Here is an 18,254-nt window from a genome sequence, read left to right as displayed (position 1 = left end):
AGGATGCTCTTTCTGCATGAATCATGTAGATTCTTTTTCGGGCGAGGTGAAAAATTCATCGGTTTTGTCGGAGAGTAGTAATGGAATCGCTCTTTTTATAACAGAAATGTCCCAATCCCACCATGCAAGATTCTCTAGTTTGTCAATTGTTTCTTGCGGGAAACGATATCGAATAAATTTTGCTGGATTACCAGCCACAATTGCATATGGAGGGACGTCTTTTGTAACAACACTTTTGGCACCAATAATGGCACCGTTACCAATTGTAACACCAGATAAAATGCAGGATTGATAACCAATCCATACATCATTGCCGATTACGATATCACCTTTTGAAGAGGGGTGACCAGTAATATGGGCTCCTTCGCTGAAAAGAGCGTTAAATGGATAAGTCGTTATCCAGTCCGCGCGATGTTCTCCGCCAAGTATGAAAACAACGTCTTCTCCTAATGAACAAAACTTACCTATTTTTAATTTCGTTTCATCATTCCAAGAAAAAATAGTTGGACCTACTTTACTATAAGTATAATCACCGATATCATACTTACTATATTCAGGTTTTTGATTTAAATATAACATGATTCTTCAACCTTCTTTCTCAATCAAGAAATAAGCGTGGAATATTATATGCAAGGTGTAGTAAGGTGACCAGTGTTAATAAGTAAAATGAATAAATGGGAGTGGAATGTATGAGGTATGAGATGGGATTATATAATAAACCTTTTCAGTCAATTCAATCAGGGAAAAAAGTGTATGAAGTGCGCTTATACGATAAAAAACGTCAACTCATAAAACAAGGCGATCATATTATATTTACGAACCTTACGACAGCAGCAACGATGGCTGTAAAAGTAACGGAGATAAAACGATACGAAAACTTTCAAGCAATGTACGAACAAATTGATAAAAAATTATTGGATTGTGAAAATGATAGTTTAGAGGAAATGTTAGAAAGTACATACAAAATATATACGAAAGAACAAGAACAAAAGTGGGGAACAGTTGCGATTGGTATTGAGGTAATAAAATGATAAGAAATCGCGGCGCGGCTATCATTGTGCAGAAAGGAAAAATAGCTCTTATAAAACGTATTCGAGAAGATGAAACGTACTATGTTTTTCCAGGCGGAGGAATCGAAGAAGGAGAAACACCTGAAGAAGCAACAAGGCGAGAAATTTTTGAAGAATTAGGGGTACATATAAAAGTGGAGCATTTAATTGCAAAGGTGGAGTATAAGAGTACGGAGTATTATTTTAATGCCGATATTATAGGTGGAGTTTTTGGAAGTGGTAAAGCTGAAGAATTCGAAATGAAAGATAGAGGGATTTATATTCCGTTATGGTTGCCGATATATGAGTTGGAAAAAGTGAATATAAAACCGTATGAAGTGGTCGGAAGTATATTCAATCATTATAAAAAGTAAAGTCTGACAACATACAAAAAAAACCATTGACATAGCCTTCTGATTTAAGTATTGTATTCGAGTATGTTTATAATCAGGAGGTTTATATGAGCAATCAAACAACTACACATCATGTGAAAATGACAACAGCAGATCCATCTGGAATCGGTCTATTTGGATTAGCGATGGTAACACTTGTAGCATCATCTCAAAAGTTAGGCTTAACAGATGGCGTTTCACTCGTATTACCGTGGGCAATCTTTTTAGGAGGATTTGCACAAATCTTTGCGTGCATTCATGATGCAAAGCATAACAATACATTCGGTACAACAGCATTCGGTGCGTACGGTCTATTTTGGCTAGGCGTTGGAATGACTTGGTTAATTCAACTTGGAGTATTCGGCGAAAAATTAGCACAAGCTGCAGATTCAAAACAGCTTGGTGTAGCCTTTATCGGATATTTGATTTTCACAATCTTTATGACAATTGGTGCAATGGAAACACATAAAGTATTATTTATGATTTTCGTTCTTATTGATTTCTTATTTATTGGTCTTTCATTAAGTACTTTAGGTGTTATGCCGCATGCAATGCATAATTTAGCAGCATATTCTGAACTTCTTATTTCATTATTATCTTTCTATGGTTCAGCAGCAGCAGTGTTAAACACACACTTTGGAAAAGTTGTTTTACCAGTTGGAAAGCCGTTTGGTATTTTTAAAAAGTAATAAAAAGCACAGATGATTGTATAGTCATCTGTGCTTTTTTATATGGAATAAATAAAAATAAAAAAATATAATTGAAATTGATTCTCATTATTAATATAATGAGAATGAGAATCATTTATTGTAAGAGGGGGATGCCGAAGTGGCGAAAATTTTAATAGCTTATGCGAGTATGTCAGGAAATACAGAGAGTATTGCTGATTTAATTAAAGTTAGTTTAGATGCCTTTGATCATGAAGTAGTATTGCAAGAAATGGAAGGCATGGATGCTGAAGAGTTATTAGCTTATGATGGAATCATTTTAGGGTCTTATACGTGGGGAGATGGGGAATTGCCATTTGAAGCGGAAGATTTCCATGATGACTTAGAAAATATAGATTTATCAGGGAAGAAAGCAGCGGTATTCGGATCAGGTGATACGGCGTATGAACTATTTTGTGAAGCGGTAACGATATTTGAAGAAAGACTTGTAGAGCGCGGTGCAGAGCTTGTACAAGAAGGGTTGAAAATCGAACTAGCTCCAGAAGATGAAGAGGATGTTGAAAAATGCAGTAATTTTGCAATTGCATTTGCTGAGAAGTTCTAAGAATGGGAGTGTCAACGTGGAGACAATGTTAAGTGCGACCGCTATTACAAAGTTAAGAGATGGAAAGCTTATGTTAGCTACTACATATAATGGTTTATTTATTGAACAAGACGGAGAATGGAAACAAATTTTACATGGTTTTCAAAAACGAATTAGGGATTTACATAGCGAAGATAATGTAGTGTATGGTGTAGGTGACGAAGGAATTTTTATTCGTAGTATGAATGGTGGGGAGAATTGGACGGTTCAACGTTTTCCAACAAAGGCAACGAGTTGGAATGTGTGTAGTAATATAGAAGGAACTGTCATTGCTCATGGAGATAAAACGTTGTATCATTCGAATGATTTTGGTTCGACATGGGAAACCATTCATCCATTTCTTGAGTATGGTGGCGGGGCACCATCTATTCGATCGTTGTTTTTATATAAACATTACTTATTTATTGGTACGAAAATACATACTAAATATGGTGGTGTTTGGCTCTTTAATTTGGAGACACGTAAATTAAAGAGGATTAAAATCGTAATGAATCAGATGATTTCAGCGTTGACTTTACACAATTCTTATTTAGTAGCAGCCAGTGGGTCGTGCAAGGGGATTAGCGGTAATATTTCTTTTTGTAAAATAGATGAAAGTATAGAGAGTGAAAAAACATATTGGCACACATGTCAAAGTGAGCAAAAAGCAAGTAGCTATTTAGACTTAAGTGTAGATCAACATGTGCTATATACAACGTCAACGCAAAATAAGGCGGGGATTAGTACCGTTTGTCGTGTACTTCTAGAAGAAGGAATTGTTACAGTATGTGACTCAGTTAAAGGGCATGGTTGGCGCATCGTGAACGAAAAAGAAGGCTATGTTGTAGCTGGATCAGGTGAATCAAAAGCAATGCAATGGAAGAAAAAAGTTGTATAGTAAAAAAAACTTTGCTTTTATTATATTGATATGATATATTATATTTAAACCATTTTACTTTTAATAATATAGAGATTTAAATGAGCTGTAACTTCCGAGGAGGATAGCAATGTTAAATCTCCTCAGAGTTGCAGTTTTTTTAATGTCTGACTTATTTTTGTAAAGTGGTTGAAAATGAATATGTACATATAGGTACATTGTAGGAGGATTTTTTTCATGCAAAACGGTAAAGTAAAATGGTTTAACTCAGAAAAAGGTTTCGGATTCATCGAAGTTGAAGGCGGAGAAGACGTATTCGTACATTTCTCAGCTATCCAAGGCGAAGGCTTCAAAACTTTAGAAGAAGGTCAAGAAGTTACTTTCGAAGTAGAACAAGGTAACCGTGGACCTCAAGCTACTAACGTTAACAAGAAGTAATTGTGGAAAAAAGAAGGGCTTGCCCTTCTTTTTTTTTGCGTTTTTACTGAATAACCCCCTATGTACATATAGTAATGAGATTGAATTTGTTTTTTAGACAAGGTATTACATGCATAAAGTGTATGAATAAATAAATACTGAAAATAAAGTATGTGTGTGAAAAGGAACTTAGAAAGAGGTAAAAAAATTGAAAAACACTACACATTTTATTGTGTTTGATATAGAGAGAAATTTTAGGCCGTATAAATCAGACGACCCGTCAGAGATAGTTGATATCGGGGCTGTAAAAATAGAAGCGAGTACAATGAAGGTAATTGGAGAATTTTCGGAATTAGTAAAACCGGGTGCTAGGCTTACTCGCCATACGACAAAATTAACGGGAATTACAAAGAAAGATTTAATGGGTGTAGAGAAATTTCCGCAAATTATAGAGAAATTTATTCAGTTTATCGGAGAAGATTCTATATTTGTTACATGGGGAAAAGAAGATTATCGGTTTCTATCTCATGATTGTACGTTACATAGTGTAGAATGCCCACGTATGGACAAAGAAAGAAGAATGGATTTGCAAAAATTTGTTTTCCAAGCGTATGAAGACTTATTTGAGCATACACCAAGTTTACAATCTGCAGTAGAACAACTTGGTTTAACATGGGAAGGAAAGCAGCACCGTGCTTTAGCGGATGCTGAGAATACAGCCAAAATACTTCTTAAAGTATATAGCGAGAGAGATATTTATAAACGTTACAAAAGACATGGAGAGCTTGAACTTGTAGAGAACGGAAAACTAACAGAAAAAGCGAAAAAAAAGATGCGAAAATGGGTATTTAAAGAAATGAGAAAAAATACAGAGCGTCCTTTCGTTTGGAGTACATTTGAAAGTAGTGACACGTGGGAAAGTATAACGGAAAGATATTATATAAGTGAACCTACAATAGAACTTCTGAAAAAACATTTTCGTACGGCGGTTAGAAAAGCGGAAAGGCAGATTAGGTATTTGGCTGAGATGGAGAAGAATGCAGAGGTTAAATGACATTCTTCTCTATTTCTAGCTACATAAATTTACTGTCATTGTATTGATGGATGAATAAAGTATTCATATAAATAGGAATTGATTTGCTGTGCTACTTTGAAATTTAAGGTGTGGTAAGAAATTTTTTAATATATTCATAAAATTAGAGCCTATAGAAATGAAAGAGGGTAAAGTTGAATGGAAGCAATCTTTAACATTGTAACAGTTTTAGTTTTTGGGATAATATTTACCACGCTATTAGCGGTAATTACACTTCCTTTCATAGCAAAGAAGAAGAATTGGAAAAAGCTTAATATATCTTTAAAGCGTGGTGTATTAAAGATTAAAATCGAAGAGTAAAAGATGAGCTTTATACAAGGGAGGTGTGATAGTGATAGACTTAGATATTAAAGACGTCAACGTACAGATGGAATTAAACGGAATCTTTTGGAATGAGGATGGGATTGCTGAAATGACGGTGACTACAAAAGAAGAGCATTCTTTTCTTCTTCGTTTAGTAGTTAATTTAGAAAGTAAAACGATTAGGGCGACGAGTATTGAAATAGTGAATGGATTTTGTCCTCTGTGCAAACAGAAAAGGAACGAATGTAGTGAACTTAATGACTTGCAAAACAAAATGGAAATTTTAGAAGAAGCTTACGATTGGGTGAGAGAGCATCCGGAATATCGTTTTCAGTTATCTTTTTACGAGTACAATAAGTTTGAGGTAGTGAAATGAAACTTTAATTTTGAGAACATACATAGTGACTAAAAGGAAAAACACCAAAAACTTATAGAAGGATTTGGTCTATTAGGAATATTGAAGCCAATATTTCTAATGGAAATACGTTTGTATAATCAGAAAGGGATGGACTTGATTCTGCAACAAATGTCATCCTGAATCAAAATTATTTTTAAACATATTTTGTTATAAAGCAGAAAAACCGATTCTTAGTGGAATCGGTTTTTAATATAAATGAAAACTATGTCCCAAATAAAAGAGCGCTTATTAAAAGCGTCCAGTAAAAACAGTTAAATGGAAGAATTTATTCAATCCCGTTCGGATCATAAGAATACTGCTGCTTATTCTCAATCCGCTCAATTACGTCTTGCAACTCGTCTGGCTTCAGAAACTCAATTGGAGAGAAACCTTTCTCAAATGTAAGTGTATCAGCCTCAATCATTAATACGTATCGGTCATTTACCTTTGCGATATGTATTTGATCCCCGAAATCAGCAAGCAGGGCCTTTACAGAGATATGGTCTGCTTTTAGCTTTAATTCCACTTCAGGCGCGTGCTCGACGATTTGAGCGGTAGCCTCCATTACTTCTTCGGTTGAAAATTGTTCCATAATTTCGCGTTTCGGACTGGCAGCCCATACTTCCATTGCTTGGTCGAATTGTTCGCGTTCTTCCGTACCTTCTTCAAATACATCTTCAATTTGGTCATATACCATGTCCATTACTTGTGTTTTCATAATTTCAGGCATAGAGCGTTCGTACTCGACGAATTTTAAGAAGTCTTCAAAGTAACGGGCGTGTGATGCTTGGTGAATCTTTAGCTCGCCCACTTCGACCATACCTTCTTCGGGCATGTACGGATATTGGATAGATTTCATATTTTTTGTTGTAATGGCCATTTCAACGTTACGAATTAGTGTGGATTCATCGGAAATAGAAGCGACTTTTGGCTCGAAGTCACATTTCATAACGAAGACGAATGGATCATCAAAGTATTTGCGTAGTTTTGCTTGCGCAATTAAAAATACACCACCGCGCACAGCACTTGTATCAAGATATGTATAAACGAGAGGTTCGCTCATATCTTTGAAGTTTTCCTTCGTTTCTGCAAAGCGGATGCGATTAAATAAGTTGTAATGAGGGTTTGAATCAAGTTCGTGCCCTTCTTCTACAATAAAGCGACCAATCTTTGTCGGAGCTTGTTCTGTTTTCGCATGACGTTCTACTTTTCGCTTTGAAATTTTTAATAATTCTCCATTCAAAAATTCTTTTAAGGAGCTATCTTCATACTCTTCAGCGTCTAATGTTTGAAAATGTTTGTAGCGTTTATCAACAGCTTCACCTTTTCCTTCTACTTGTACAACATAAAAGGAAAGATAATTTATTTCAAAATCCATATTTATCACCTTGTTTCATTTCATTAACTCTTATCAGTATAGAGATGGAAAAAACTTTCGTCAATTTATATAAGGAAGGGGAAGCCCCCCTTCCTTCATATATTTTTTATTTTCGAAATTAAAATCCGTCTTCTAATGCTGAAAATGGAATGTTCAGTCTGTTTTCTACTGTACGTAAACGTTGGTTTAAGCGGTTTAATCTACGTGTATGACGCTCAACCGTGTTTTCTAATTGACGTACTCTTTGTTCAAGCTCATTTACTCGTCTTTCTAATTGACGGTTTCCAGCACCAGGAAAAGAGATTGGAAGTTGGAATTGTCGAGTTTGATCATATGGATTAACTTGTTCTACTGGATCTATATATTGTTGGTATTGTGCTTGTAAATCATATTGAGGTTGATAACCAGTTTGGTTATATGGATCGTATGGATTGTAGGGGTACATAAAAACATCCTCCATTTCTTTAAAATAGGTTAATTCACCATAATGTATGTGTAAAAGCGGAGTGTGGCACGGCAAATACCTATTTATGTTCACAGGATGTTTTTTTATAAATACGAATATGGAGTTTTACATTTGTATTTCGTTCGTTTTATGGTATATACTGGATAATAGGGAGAGGTTACGTAAAGGTTACAATTCTATCAAACTCAAACTTTTATGTAAATATGTATAGACATTTGGAAAAGAAAAGAGTAATTTATATAGAGTAAAAAATAACTTGTAACAATTTATAAATATATTGTAAAATGATTGTAACAAAACATACATAAAAATGAAATAATACATAAAAGTAGTATTGGGGAAAAGGGGAGAGTATATTGTTCCGTAAAGTAAAGGGTATATTAGTTGGGGTTTTATGTGTAGCTGTAGTGAGTGGCTGTGGTACAAAAGTAAGTGATGTTGCATTAGTAAGTGATATTGGTGGCCACACGGTAGAGGCTAAAGCAGAAGTACAGGATTCTATTAGTTTAGTAGATGGTCGTACAGGTACGGAAGTGAAAAAGCTAGATTTGTCGAGTCTAGGTTATTTTGAAGATGAAGCGAAATTTAAAAAATCAGTTGAGAAGGTTGCTAGGGAAGTTGGAAAAAATGTTGACAAAAAGATGGTCCCTTCACGTCTAGGATCTGATGGAAGTTGGCAAGAAGGGAAACCTTCTTATGAATTAATGGAAAAAGAATTAGTAGATAAATTATTAAACGTAGGTATGTGGGATTCTTCCTATCAATTACCTATTGTTGAGAAGAAGCCTACTGCAACATTAAGTGATGCGCAAGGAAGTGGTACGGTAATTGGTAGATATGAAACGAATTTAGGTGGCTCAACAGGTGGCCGTATTGAAAATATTCGTTTGTCAGCAGCGAGCATAAATGGAGTTGTATTAGCAAAAGGAGACCGTTTCTCTTTCAATGCATTAATTGGTGATACAACGCCAGATAAAGGATATCAATTAGGAAAAGAAATTGTAGATGGTAAATTAGTAGATGGATATGGCGGTGGTGTTTGTCAAACATCATCAACATTATACAATGCAGCAGATCAAGCTGGTTTGAAAATGGTAGAGAGAACAACACATTCTAAAACGGTAGGTTACGTTCCACAAGGAAGAGATGCTACAATTGCATATCCATACTTAGACTTAGTGTTTGAAAACACGAATGATGCACCTGTGAAGCTTTATATGGGTATTCAGGGCGGAAAGTTAGTTGCTGAAGTACATAAAATGCGATAAGAATCATAATCTAGAAAAAGCCATTATTTCTACTAACAATAGAAATAATGGCTTTTTCTGTGTAGTTTATCCAGTATTAGTGATACATTTCAAGACTAGGTGAATGTGAGGAACAAGATGTTTGGGAATTTATCCGGCTTTAATGGGCAGTAAGACCCCACTGATTAAAGTTTCACTTTATCGAATTTAATTCTTAGTTTTCCTATTGACATTATTAGTTATTAATTGTATTCTTCATAATAACAACTAAATAAATGGAAAAATTTATTAGTTTTCTTATCAAGAGAGATGGAGGGACTGGCCCGATGAAATCTCAGCAACAGGCTATAAAAGTACTGTGCTAAGTCCAGCAAACGTATGAAGCGTTTGGAAGATGAGGGGAAATGGATTAACATTCAACTCTTCTTATATGTGTAAGAAGAGTTTTTTATTTAGAGAGGGGGGATAGAGTGAAGTTTGATGTAACGTATTTTTTAGAAAGTTTTCCGCAATTATTTAAGTATGTATACATAACTTTAGGAATTACTGTAGTTTCAATGATTATTTCTTTTGTTATAGGGATAGGTTTGGCGATCATAACGAAAAACAAAACGAAATTTCTATATTCTATTGCAAGAGTATATATATCTTTCTTTAGAGGAACACCTTTATTAGTTCAATTGTTCGTGTTGTATTTCGGATTGCCGCAAATATTCCCAACCTTTACAGTACTTACAGCGATGCAAGCGACTTTAATTGGTCTCAGTTTAAATAATGCAGCGTATTTGTCAGAAATTATTCGAGGTTCATTAAATGCTGTCGAATCGGGACAAATGGATGCTTGTTTATCAGTTGGAATGACAAAGGCGCAAGCTATGCGACAGATTATCTTTCCGCAAGCTATTCGGGTTGCAGTACCGTCACTTGGAAATAATTTTGTTGGATTGTTAAAAGAATCTTCGTTATCTTTTGCACTTGGGGTGGCTGAAATTTTAGCGCAAGCGAAAATGTTAGCGGCACAATCGTATCGTTATATGGAAAGTTACTTAGCGGTAGCGATTGTATATTGGATTATTACAATCGTAATTAGCTGGGGACAGAAAAAGTTAGAAAAGAAACTTGATGCACCGTATTTGTAACAAGGATGAGGTGATATGTGTGATTGAGATAAGTGATTTGTATAAATCTTATAAGAGTAATGAAGTACTAAAAGGAATCTCACTTACTGTCGGTAAAGGGGAGGTAGTAGTCATTATTGGACCTTCTGGTTCAGGTAAATCGACACTATTAAGATGTTTAAATTTATTAGAACAACCAGAGGGTGGAAGTATTAGAATTGAAGATTTAGAGATTCATGTGAAGAAGCTTTATAAAAAGGAAATAATAAAATTACGCCAAAAAACAGCAATGGTTTTTCAAAACTATAATTTATTTAAAAATAAAACAGCATTGCAAAATATTACAACGCCATTAACAGTTGTACAGAAAAAAAGTGAAGAAGAAGCAAAAAGAATAGCAAGAGAAATATTAAAACAAGTAGGTTTAGCTGAAAAAGAAAATTTCTACCCAACGATGTTATCAGGTGGGCAACAACAAAGAATAGGTATTGCTAGGGCAATGGCTTTAAATCCCGCTGTATTATTGTTTGATGAACCGACTTCTGCACTTGATCCAGAATTAGTGAACGAGGTATTGCAAGTCATTAAGGATTTGGCAAGGCAGTATATAACGATGGTTATTGTCACACATGAAATGAATTTCGCAAAAGAAGTAGCGGACCGTATTATATTTATGGCTGAAGGCATTATTGTAGAGCAGGGAACGCCAGAAGAAATTTTTCGGAATCCACAAAATGAGCGTACGAAAAAGTTTTTACGACAATTGAATGCTTCAGAAGAAGGCAATCATTTCGTTATTTAGGAGGAAAAATTATGAGGAAATCATCATTATTACTAACATTGGCATTAACAGTATCGGTTGGGCTTTTATCTGCTTGTGGTTCAGATACAGCGAGCAAAAAAACAGATGAAAAAGTAGTGAAAGTTGGGACGTCTGCAGGTCGTAGTCCATTTATTTTTAAAGAGGGTGAGAAAGTAAAAGGCTTTGATGCTGAAATTATTGAAGCGGCTGCTAAAAAAGCTGGATATAAAGTTGAATGGAACGTTTCTGATTTTGAAGGATTATTCGGTTTATTAGACTCGGGTCGTATTGATACAATTGCAAATGAATTATCGGTTTCTCCGGAAAGAAAAAAGAAATATGACTTTTCAATTCCATATGTTTATTCAGGATCTGTTTTCGCGGTGAAGAAAGATAATAATACAATTAAATCGTTAGAAGATCTAAAAGGAAAGACTGTAGGTGTGGGGCTTGGTACAGCTGGGGAACAAGAATTAAAAGCTTTAAATAAAAATAATGCTTTTACAATTAAAACGTTCTCAGAGGATCCAACAGCAGAATTGAACGAAGTAGGACTTGGCCGTGTAGATGCTTACTATAATGATAAAGTGCAAGTAGAAACAACAATTAAAAAAGCGGACTTAGATAATGTGAAAGTAGGATTTGGTCCACTTAAATGGGGAGAGATTGCATTTCCATTTGCGAAAAAGAGCGAAAAGTTAGAAGATATAAATAAATCGTTAAAAGAATTAGAACAAGATGGCACATTAAGCGAAATATCAAAAAAATGGCTGAAAGTTGATGCTACGAAAAAACAAAATTAAGTTATGTTCGTTGAATGTGGCTATTGTCCATCAACTTATATAAAAATAAAAGAGAGTTGGAGAGGAAGTTATTCATGGTACAAATTCATCCGAAAACACGTATTGGTCATGTTGAATTTAAGGTGATAGATTTAGAACGTCAAATTGCCTTTTATGAGCATGTTGTAGGCTTAGAAGTAATTAAGCAAGAGGGGAATAAAGCATATTTATCTGGAAAAGGTGGAAAGAATACATTACTTGTTCTTGAAAAGTTAGAGGACGGGGTACTGCAAGAGCCGCGTACGACTGGTATATATCATGTAGCCTTTTTGGTTCCGACTCGTGAGGCTTTTGCGTCGGCATTATTTGGTGTGATTCGTAATAAGAATGTAATTGATAGTCCGGCTGAGCAAGAGGGACGTTATACATATTCAAATGAAATTTTACCAATTTCAAGGTTTAATAGCGCGAGTGATCATACGTATAGCGAAGCGTTTTATTTACAAGACTTAGAGGGAAATGGTATTGAAATTTATGCGGATCGTCCGCGCGATCAATGGGGAGAAGGGCCAGGAGGAAGTACCCCGCTGGATTTAAAAGAACTAGCAACGCTTGTTGATTATGAGTTCGATGGATTACCTGCTAATACTGTCGTTGGACATGTACATTTACGAATAGCTAATGTAGAAGAGTCACATGACTTTTATGTAGATACAGTAGGTTTTGAAGTGCAGCAACGTGAAGATGACTGCTTATTCATTTCTGCAGGAGGATATCATCACCATATAGGCGCAAATACGTGGAACGGAGTAAATAACCCGCATTCACCAGCACATGCAACTGGACTTAAGGTATATACGATTGTATTACCGCATAAAGAAGCGTTAGATGAAGTGAAAGAAAGATTAATAGAAAAACAGCATGAAATACACGAAATTACAAATGGATTTACTGTAGTCGATCCGAGTGGTATTACAGTACAGTTTGAAATAGAAACAGCATAAAAGAAGTCGGAAGGTGTATAATTACCTTCCGATTTCTTTTTGATACGTAATCCAGGTAGCACAAGGATTGAAAGGAACGGATTTTAATATCTCCATTGCATATATACTTGTGGAATCGAATTCACCTTGAATGAAGGAATAACCGTGTTTACTTGCATACATAGCTTGTTTGAAAACGAGCAATTTCAGTAAAGATATATCGTCTATAGTGTGAGTCCCACACCATCCTAGTTCTACCGTATTATCCTTTTCTGATGTATGGAGGAAAGAGTATGCCATAATTTGATGCTCTTCATCTATAATGAGAAAGCTCCCATCTAGTAGTACGTCATCAGCTAAAATCATCTCTTGCCAAGTTTGTAGTGGGAATGAGGCAACGGGATTTGCTAGGTGGGTTTGCTCATAATTTTCTTTTACTAAGTAGGCTAGTTTTTCTAATAAATTATTATTTGATACGATGTTCGATAAAGTTTGTCCATGATAATTTGAATTAGGGACTATATCGATAGAAACTATTTTTTGTAAGTCTAATATCGGCATATATGTTCTTCGAATTTCCGTAAAATTATGTTCTTCAAAAAACGTTTTTAAATGAGCTGATGTTTCCCATATAGAGGTTTGTAATGGGAGTTTAAAGTTTTCTCGCTTTTGAATCTCGTTTAATAAAAATTCTTCAATGTGTAGCTCTGCATAGAAAGGATTCGTATATATTCGAAAGTATGTGCAGTATGGATGGAAGTTACTGCCCCAGGTGAAAAAGATGCCTACTACATCTTTTTTATAGTAGGCAACATACGCACATTTTGTTTTATTATCTCGTAATAAGTGAAATACGTACGATTCTTCATTGTATAAATCAATAAGTTGTTTTACTTGTAGCTCATTACTTCTACTATACTTCTCTATAACAAGGTTATTTTCATTGGAGGACTTCTTCATAGCTCAATCCAAAATCTTCTTACTACATTCCCATCTTCCTCAATGAAATCATCATCACGAACCCCGCCGTTATGTAAAATTGTTTTTTCTGAAGCAGTATTTACTGCATCGCAAACGACAAGTGCTCTCGTGATGTTTAATTTCTTAGTTTTTTCTAGGGATAATTCTAATAACTTCGTAGCATAACCTTTTCTTCTTTCAGAAGGGCGAATACCATAACCGATATGACCGCCAGCGTTAAATAAATGTTCGGTTAAACTATGACGTATATTAACAGCTCCTACAATTCTATTATGATCTGTAACGAGCCAATACGTAGAGTCTGGTACCCAAGATTGGGGAATGTTTATTCCGTTATGCGCATCGTGTAGTTCTTGCACCATAGCTGGGAAGTTAGAAGGGTCCTTTGTAATAACCCACGGAATCATCGTTTCACCGCTATCTTTCCATTCGTTATAAAAATCTAAGTATTCTTCTTGTAAATCGATAGTAGGTGTAAGCAAAGAGACGTTCATTGTGAGTAAGCTCCTTTATTTATGTAGTATGTATAAAAAAATCACGACATGAAATGAAAACGTTTTCTTAATTTTCTCAACCTCATTTCATGTTATCCACCTTTGTTTTTTCAAGAAAATGAGTGGATGTTTAAAATTAGAAGTTATTTATTTTATGTTAATATTTAAAATATTAACATAAAATGGCCTAGGTATTAAGTGTATTTTAGTAAAATTCCTTCATATCGATACATGGATGTGTGTGATAATTTTTATTTTATCTATCTATAATGAATGAAAGGGGGAAGGGCTCGTGAGTGTAAATATTGATTTCATTATACGAATCGGTGTTGCTGGTTTGTTAGGAGCAATAATCGGTATTGAAAGGGAAATTCGATCAAAAGAAGCGGGCTTAAAAACACATTTCCTAGTAGCGGTAGGAAGTGCTTTAATAATGGTCGTTTCGAAATATGCTTTTTCAGATATTATGAATGAAGATCATATGGCACTAGATCCGAGTCGTATTGCAGCGCAAGTTGTTAGTGGAGTAGGTTTTTTAGGTGCAGGTACAATTATTATTCAAAAGCAGGCGGTGAAAGGATTAACGACAGCAGCTGGTTTATGGGCTACAGCAGGAATTGGATTAGCAATTGGTGCTGGTATGTATGTAGTAGGAATTGGAGCGACGATTCTTGTTTTAATTGGTTTAGAGATTGTAAGTCGTATTTTTAAGGTGCAATTTTTATTTCCGCAAAATATAATGGTGCAAATGTGTATAAATAAACGTGAAGCAGTACAACAAATATTAGAAACACTTCATATGAAAGGCATTCCAATACTTTCATATGAAGTGGAAACTTCACAGCAAGGTACAGAAATAGTTTATAAGGTAGGGATGCAGCTGAAAAATATATCGTCAGAAGAAAAGAATGAGTTTATTCAGTATATGCAAACATTACCGGAAGTAACATTTATAAAGTTAAAATCATAGCGCTGAAAACGAGGATAGATGTAGCGGGAATTTCGCTATCATCTATCTTTTTTGATATAAAATGCACATAAAGTCAAGTGTTAATTTTACACGGCGTGGATACATGTGTGAACGTTACCTTATTTTTTCTCAATACAGTATAAAAAGTAAAAATAGTAAAATAATGGTGAGGGACACTAAAAAATGTAAGGTAGGGGAGAGCATGAAAGGCTATTCAAAAAAAGTGTTAATAGGGGTAAGTTTTGCTAGTTTCATGTTAGGGAGTTTTCAAGGGGGCGCATTGGCGGAAAGTACAAAGGGAGAGCAAGTTTCTTATCGGAACGTTCTCAAAATGGAGCCAGTTGGTGTACAATTACCAGTGCAAGAATTAGCTCATTCATCAAAAGTGCTTGAAAGCAAGTCTTTTAAGAAAAGGCTACAGCTTGCTGATTTATCGCAAAGACCACCAGAAGTAAAAAAGAAAAGTAAACAATTAACCGCAGCGAAAACGTATACAATTGCTGAATTAAATCAATTGAGCAATCAGCAGTTAGTGGATTTACTTGTAACAATTGATTGGGAGCAAATTACTGGGCTATTTCAGTTTAATAAGGATAGTCTTGCATTCTATCAAAATGATAGTAGAATGCAGGCAATTATTGATAAATTGAAGCAGCAAGGACAAGCTTATACGAAGGATGATTCAAAAGGGATTGAGACTTTAGTAGAGGTATTACGCTCAGGGTTTTATTTAGGATTTTATCATACAGAATTAAGTAAACTAAATGATCGAAGCTATCATGATAAATGCTTACCTGCATTAAAAACGATTGCGAATAACCCGAATTTCAAACTCGGTACGTTAGAACAAAATAGAGTTGTCTCATCATACGGAAAATTAATAGGAAATGCTTCGAGTGATGTGGAAACGATAACATCAGCTGCAAAGATTTTTAAACAATATAACGATAATTTTTCTACATTGGTAGACAATCTATCAGCTGGAAATGCGATTTACGATATTATGCAAGGTGTTGATTACGATATTCAATCGTATTTATACGATACAAGAAAAGCACCGAAAGATACAATGTGGTATCAAAAAATTGATAGCTATATTAATGAATTAAGTCGTTTTGCCTTAATTGGAACGGTGACAGCGAAAAATGGTTGGTTAATTAATAATGGTATTTATTATACAGGTAGACTTGGTACGTTCCATAGTACAGGAACGAAAGGGTTGCAAGTTGTAACGGACGCAATGAAAATGTATCCGTATTTAGGAGAGCAATATTTCGTAGCTGCTGAGCAAATTGCGACGAATTATGGCGGGAAAGATGCGAATGGTAAAGTGGTTGATCTAGATCAAATAAGAGAAGATGGTAAGAAAAAATATTTACCGAAAACGTATACGTTCGATGATGGAGCAATTGTGTTAAAAGCTGGAGATAAGGTGACAGAAGAAAAAGTAAAACGTCTATATTGGGCGGCAAAAGAAGTGAAGGCACAATTCCATCGTACGGTTGAAAGTGACCAGCCGTTAGAAAAAGGCAATCCTGATGATGTATTAACAATGGTTATTTATAATAGCCCAGCTGAATATCAATTTAACCGTCAATTATACGGATATGAAACGAATAACGGCGGTCTTTATATAGAAGGAACAGGTACGTTCTTTACGTATGAACGTACGCCAGAAGAAAGTATTTATAGTTTAGAAGAATTGTTCCGACATGAGTTCACACATTACTTACAAGGTAGATATGAAGTGCCAGGACTTTGGGGACAAGGGAAGATGTATGAGAATGAGAGATTATCTTGGTTTGAAGAAGGGAATGCGGAGTTTTTTGCAGGGGCAACGAGAACAGATAATGTTGTACCGAGAAAGAGCATTATAGGAGGAATATCTTCAAATCCAGCAGAACGTTATACAGCAGAGAGAACGTTAAACGCAAAATATGGAACGTGGGATTTCTATAATTATTCCTTCGCTTTACAATCGTACATGTACAATAAGAGATATGATATGTTTGACAAAATTCATGATCTTATTAGGAAAAATGATGTAACAGCATATGATGCATACCGCTCTGCTTTAAGTAAAGATGCGAATTTAAATAAAGAATATCAAGATTATATGCAAATGTTAGTAGATAACCGTGAGAAATATAATGTTCCGTTAGTATCAGATGATTATTTAGCAACTCACGCACCGAAACCAGTTTCAGATATTGCGGCAGAAATTACAGCAGAAGCAAAATTAAATAATGTATCAGTTAAGAAAAATAAATCACAGTTCTTTCATACATTTACACTACAAGGAACATACACAGGTACTACTGCAAAAGGAGAATATGAAGACTGGAAGACAATTACACAAAACGTGAATGATACGTTAAAACGTTTAAGTGCGAAAGAATGGACAGGCTATAAAACAGTAACAGCATACTTCGTAAACTATCGTGTGAATGCAGCAGGACAATTTGAGTATGATGTTGTATTCCATGGTATTAATACAGAAGAAGGTGCTGTGAATAAAGCGCCAGTTGCGGTTATAAATGGTCCATATAGCGGAAAGGTAAATGAAGCAATTTCGTTTAAAAGCGATGGATCAAAAGATGAAGATGGGAAAATTACTTCGTATAAATGGGAGTTTGGTGATGGAGCAGTAAGTAATGAGCAAAATCCGACTCACGTGTATACAAAAGAAGGAACATATACAGCGAAATTAACAGTAACAGATGACAAAGGATTAACGAATACTGCTACAACGAATGTAACGGTTCAAAAGAAAGAAGATAACAGTGTGGAAAAAGAGCCGAATAACTCATTTCAAACAGCAAATAAACTGCAGCTAAATCAAATTTTACGTGCTAGTTTAGGAAATGGCGATACGAGTGATTTCTTTGAAATTAATGTGGATACTGCTAAAAACCTTCAAATTAACGTAACGAATGAAAATAATATCGGAATGAACTGGGTTCTTTATTCGGAAGCAGATTTAAATAATTATGTTACGTATGCACAGCAAGAAGGGAATAAGTTAGTAGGAAGTTACTACACGTATCCAGGAAAGTATTACTTACATGTGTATCAGTATAGCGGGGGAACAGGGAATTATACGGTAGAAGTGAAATAGTAAAAAGGTCGCCGTGAGTGGCGACCTTTTTGTTGCGTGTTATACAAAAAATTAAATAAAATTTACAAAAGCTTGATAGGTACTACCAAGGGAAAGT

21 protein-coding genes and 1 riboswitch are annotated in these 18,254 nt (G+C 35.1%); of the genes, 16 read left to right on the top strand and 5 right to left on the bottom strand.

All coding sequences use genetic code 11. The annotated features are described in order from the left end of the window. Positions 1–21: 21 nt before the first annotated feature. Positions 22–579: a CatB-related O-acetyltransferase gene (locus tag MKY00_RS17285; protein WP_000966314.1), complete on the bottom strand. Its 558-nt coding sequence runs from the start codon at positions 577–579 to the stop codon at positions 22–24. 110 nt (positions 580–689) lie between these two features. Between MKY00_RS17285 and MKY00_RS17280 the strand changes: the two genes are divergently transcribed. From MKY00_RS17280 to MKY00_RS17240, 9 genes are all read left to right on the top strand, one after another. Beyond that, complete coding sequence (locus tag MKY00_RS17280) at positions 690–1,031, top strand: ASCH domain-containing protein (protein ID WP_012644528.1); 342 nt, start codon at positions 690–692, stop codon at positions 1,029–1,031. Then, entirely contained in the window at positions 1,028–1,423 is a 396-nt protein-coding gene (locus MKY00_RS17275) for an NUDIX hydrolase (RefSeq protein ID WP_016718190.1), read from the top strand. The genes MKY00_RS17280 and MKY00_RS17275 overlap by 4 nt, the downstream gene beginning before the upstream one ends. Before the next feature lie 86 nt (positions 1,424–1,509). After that, positions 1,510–2,130, top strand: a complete 621-nt coding sequence (locus tag MKY00_RS17270) for an acetate uptake transporter (protein ID WP_000070938.1) — start codon at positions 1,510–1,512, stop codon at positions 2,128–2,130. Positions 2,131–2,269: 139 nt separating this feature from the next. Further along, the gene (locus tag MKY00_RS17265; RefSeq protein ID WP_001062754.1) at positions 2,270–2,713 is read left to right on the top strand and encodes a flavodoxin; all 444 of its coding nucleotides are present in this window, start codon (positions 2,270–2,272) and stop codon (positions 2,711–2,713) included. 16 nt (positions 2,714–2,729) lie between these two features. Next, positions 2,730–3,629 (top strand): WD40/YVTN/BNR-like repeat-containing protein, encoded by a 900-nt coding sequence (locus MKY00_RS17260; protein WP_000449506.1) that lies wholly within the window; start codon positions 2,730–2,732, stop codon positions 3,627–3,629. Positions 3,630–3,845: 216 nt separating this feature from the next. Next, positions 3,846–4,046, top strand: a complete 201-nt coding sequence (cspB, locus tag MKY00_RS17255) for a cold shock-like protein CspB (protein WP_001179150.1) — start codon at positions 3,846–3,848, stop codon at positions 4,044–4,046. 187 nt (positions 4,047–4,233) lie between these two features. Next, a complete protein-coding gene (locus MKY00_RS17250; protein ID WP_016718189.1) occupies positions 4,234–5,079 on the top strand; it encodes an exonuclease in 846 nt (281 codons plus the stop codon). A gap of 177 nt (positions 5,080–5,256) precedes the next feature. Next, positions 5,257–5,418, top strand: coding sequence for a hypothetical protein (locus MKY00_RS17245; protein WP_000387289.1), 162 nt, complete (start codon positions 5,257–5,259; stop codon positions 5,416–5,418). A 31-nt stretch (positions 5,419–5,449) separates the two neighbouring features. Further along, positions 5,450–5,797, top strand: a complete 348-nt coding sequence (locus MKY00_RS17240) for a hypothetical protein (RefSeq protein ID WP_016718188.1) — start codon at positions 5,450–5,452, stop codon at positions 5,795–5,797. A 307-nt stretch (positions 5,798–6,104) separates the two neighbouring features. Here the strand turns inward: MKY00_RS17240 and MKY00_RS17235 are convergent, their stop codons facing one another. Beyond that, complete coding sequence (locus tag MKY00_RS17235) at positions 6,105–7,196, bottom strand: DUF3900 domain-containing protein (protein ID WP_000345047.1); 1,092 nt, start codon at positions 7,194–7,196, stop codon at positions 6,105–6,107. A 118-nt stretch (positions 7,197–7,314) separates the two neighbouring features. Beyond that, complete coding sequence (locus tag MKY00_RS17230; protein WP_001997954.1) at positions 7,315–7,656, bottom strand: hypothetical protein; 342 nt, start codon at positions 7,654–7,656, stop codon at positions 7,315–7,317. Between the two features lie 362 nt (positions 7,657–8,018). Between MKY00_RS17230 and MKY00_RS17225 the strand changes: the two genes are divergently transcribed. The 5 genes from MKY00_RS17225 to MKY00_RS17205 all read left to right on the top strand — a co-directional run bounded on the left by MKY00_RS17225 (position 8,019) and on the right by MKY00_RS17205 (position 12,615). Further along, on the top strand, positions 8,019–8,930 hold the full coding sequence (locus MKY00_RS17225) for a VanW family protein (protein ID WP_000488988.1): 912 nt from the start codon (positions 8,019–8,021) through the stop codon (positions 8,928–8,930). A 273-nt stretch (positions 8,931–9,203) separates the two neighbouring features. After that, positions 9,204–9,310: riboswitch (SAM riboswitch) on the top strand. A gap of 69 nt (positions 9,311–9,379) precedes the next feature. Continuing rightward, the gene (locus tag MKY00_RS17220) at positions 9,380–10,048 is read left to right on the top strand and encodes an amino acid ABC transporter permease (RefSeq protein WP_000667175.1); all 669 of its coding nucleotides are present in this window, start codon (positions 9,380–9,382) and stop codon (positions 10,046–10,048) included. A gap of 19 nt (positions 10,049–10,067) precedes the next feature. Beyond that, positions 10,068–10,829, top strand: coding sequence for an amino acid ABC transporter ATP-binding protein (locus MKY00_RS17215; protein WP_016718187.1), 762 nt, complete (start codon positions 10,068–10,070; stop codon positions 10,827–10,829). An 11-nt stretch (positions 10,830–10,840) separates the two neighbouring features. After that, entirely contained in the window at positions 10,841–11,632 is a 792-nt protein-coding gene (locus MKY00_RS17210; RefSeq protein ID WP_016718186.1) for an amino acid ABC transporter substrate-binding protein, read from the top strand. Between the two features lie 74 nt (positions 11,633–11,706). Further along, positions 11,707–12,615, top strand: a complete 909-nt coding sequence (locus tag MKY00_RS17205) for a VOC family protein (RefSeq protein WP_016718185.1) — start codon at positions 11,707–11,709, stop codon at positions 12,613–12,615. A gap of 21 nt (positions 12,616–12,636) precedes the next feature. On the opposite strand, the gene MKY00_RS17200 is transcribed toward MKY00_RS17205, so the two are convergent. Beyond that, positions 12,637–13,554 (bottom strand): hypothetical protein, encoded by a 918-nt coding sequence (locus tag MKY00_RS17200; protein WP_016718184.1) that lies wholly within the window; start codon positions 13,552–13,554, stop codon positions 12,637–12,639. Beyond that, on the bottom strand, positions 13,551–14,069 hold the full coding sequence (locus MKY00_RS17195) for a GNAT family N-acetyltransferase (protein ID WP_016718183.1): 519 nt from the start codon (positions 14,067–14,069) through the stop codon (positions 13,551–13,553). The genes MKY00_RS17200 and MKY00_RS17195 overlap by 4 nt, the downstream gene beginning before the upstream one ends. Before the next feature lie 292 nt (positions 14,070–14,361). Between MKY00_RS17195 and MKY00_RS17190 the strand changes: the two genes are divergently transcribed. Together MKY00_RS17190 and colA are read left to right on the top strand one after the other, a co-directional pair. Further along, positions 14,362–15,039 (top strand): MgtC/SapB family protein, encoded by a 678-nt coding sequence (locus tag MKY00_RS17190; protein ID WP_016718182.1) that lies wholly within the window; start codon positions 14,362–14,364, stop codon positions 15,037–15,039. Positions 15,040–15,241: 202 nt separating this feature from the next. Next, positions 15,242–18,157: a collagenase ColA gene (gene colA / locus MKY00_RS17185; RefSeq protein WP_016718181.1), complete on the top strand. Its 2,916-nt coding sequence runs from the start codon at positions 15,242–15,244 to the stop codon at positions 18,155–18,157. Positions 18,158–18,254: the final 97 nt, after the last annotated feature.

The sequence above is a fragment of the Bacillus sp. FSL R9-9834 genome, from assembly GCF_038006905.1.
In the GTDB taxonomy this organism is placed as follows: Bacteria; Bacillota; Bacilli; order Bacillales; family Bacillaceae_G; genus Bacillus_A; species Bacillus_A pacificus.
This window is presented reverse-complemented; position numbering and strand designations above follow the sequence as displayed.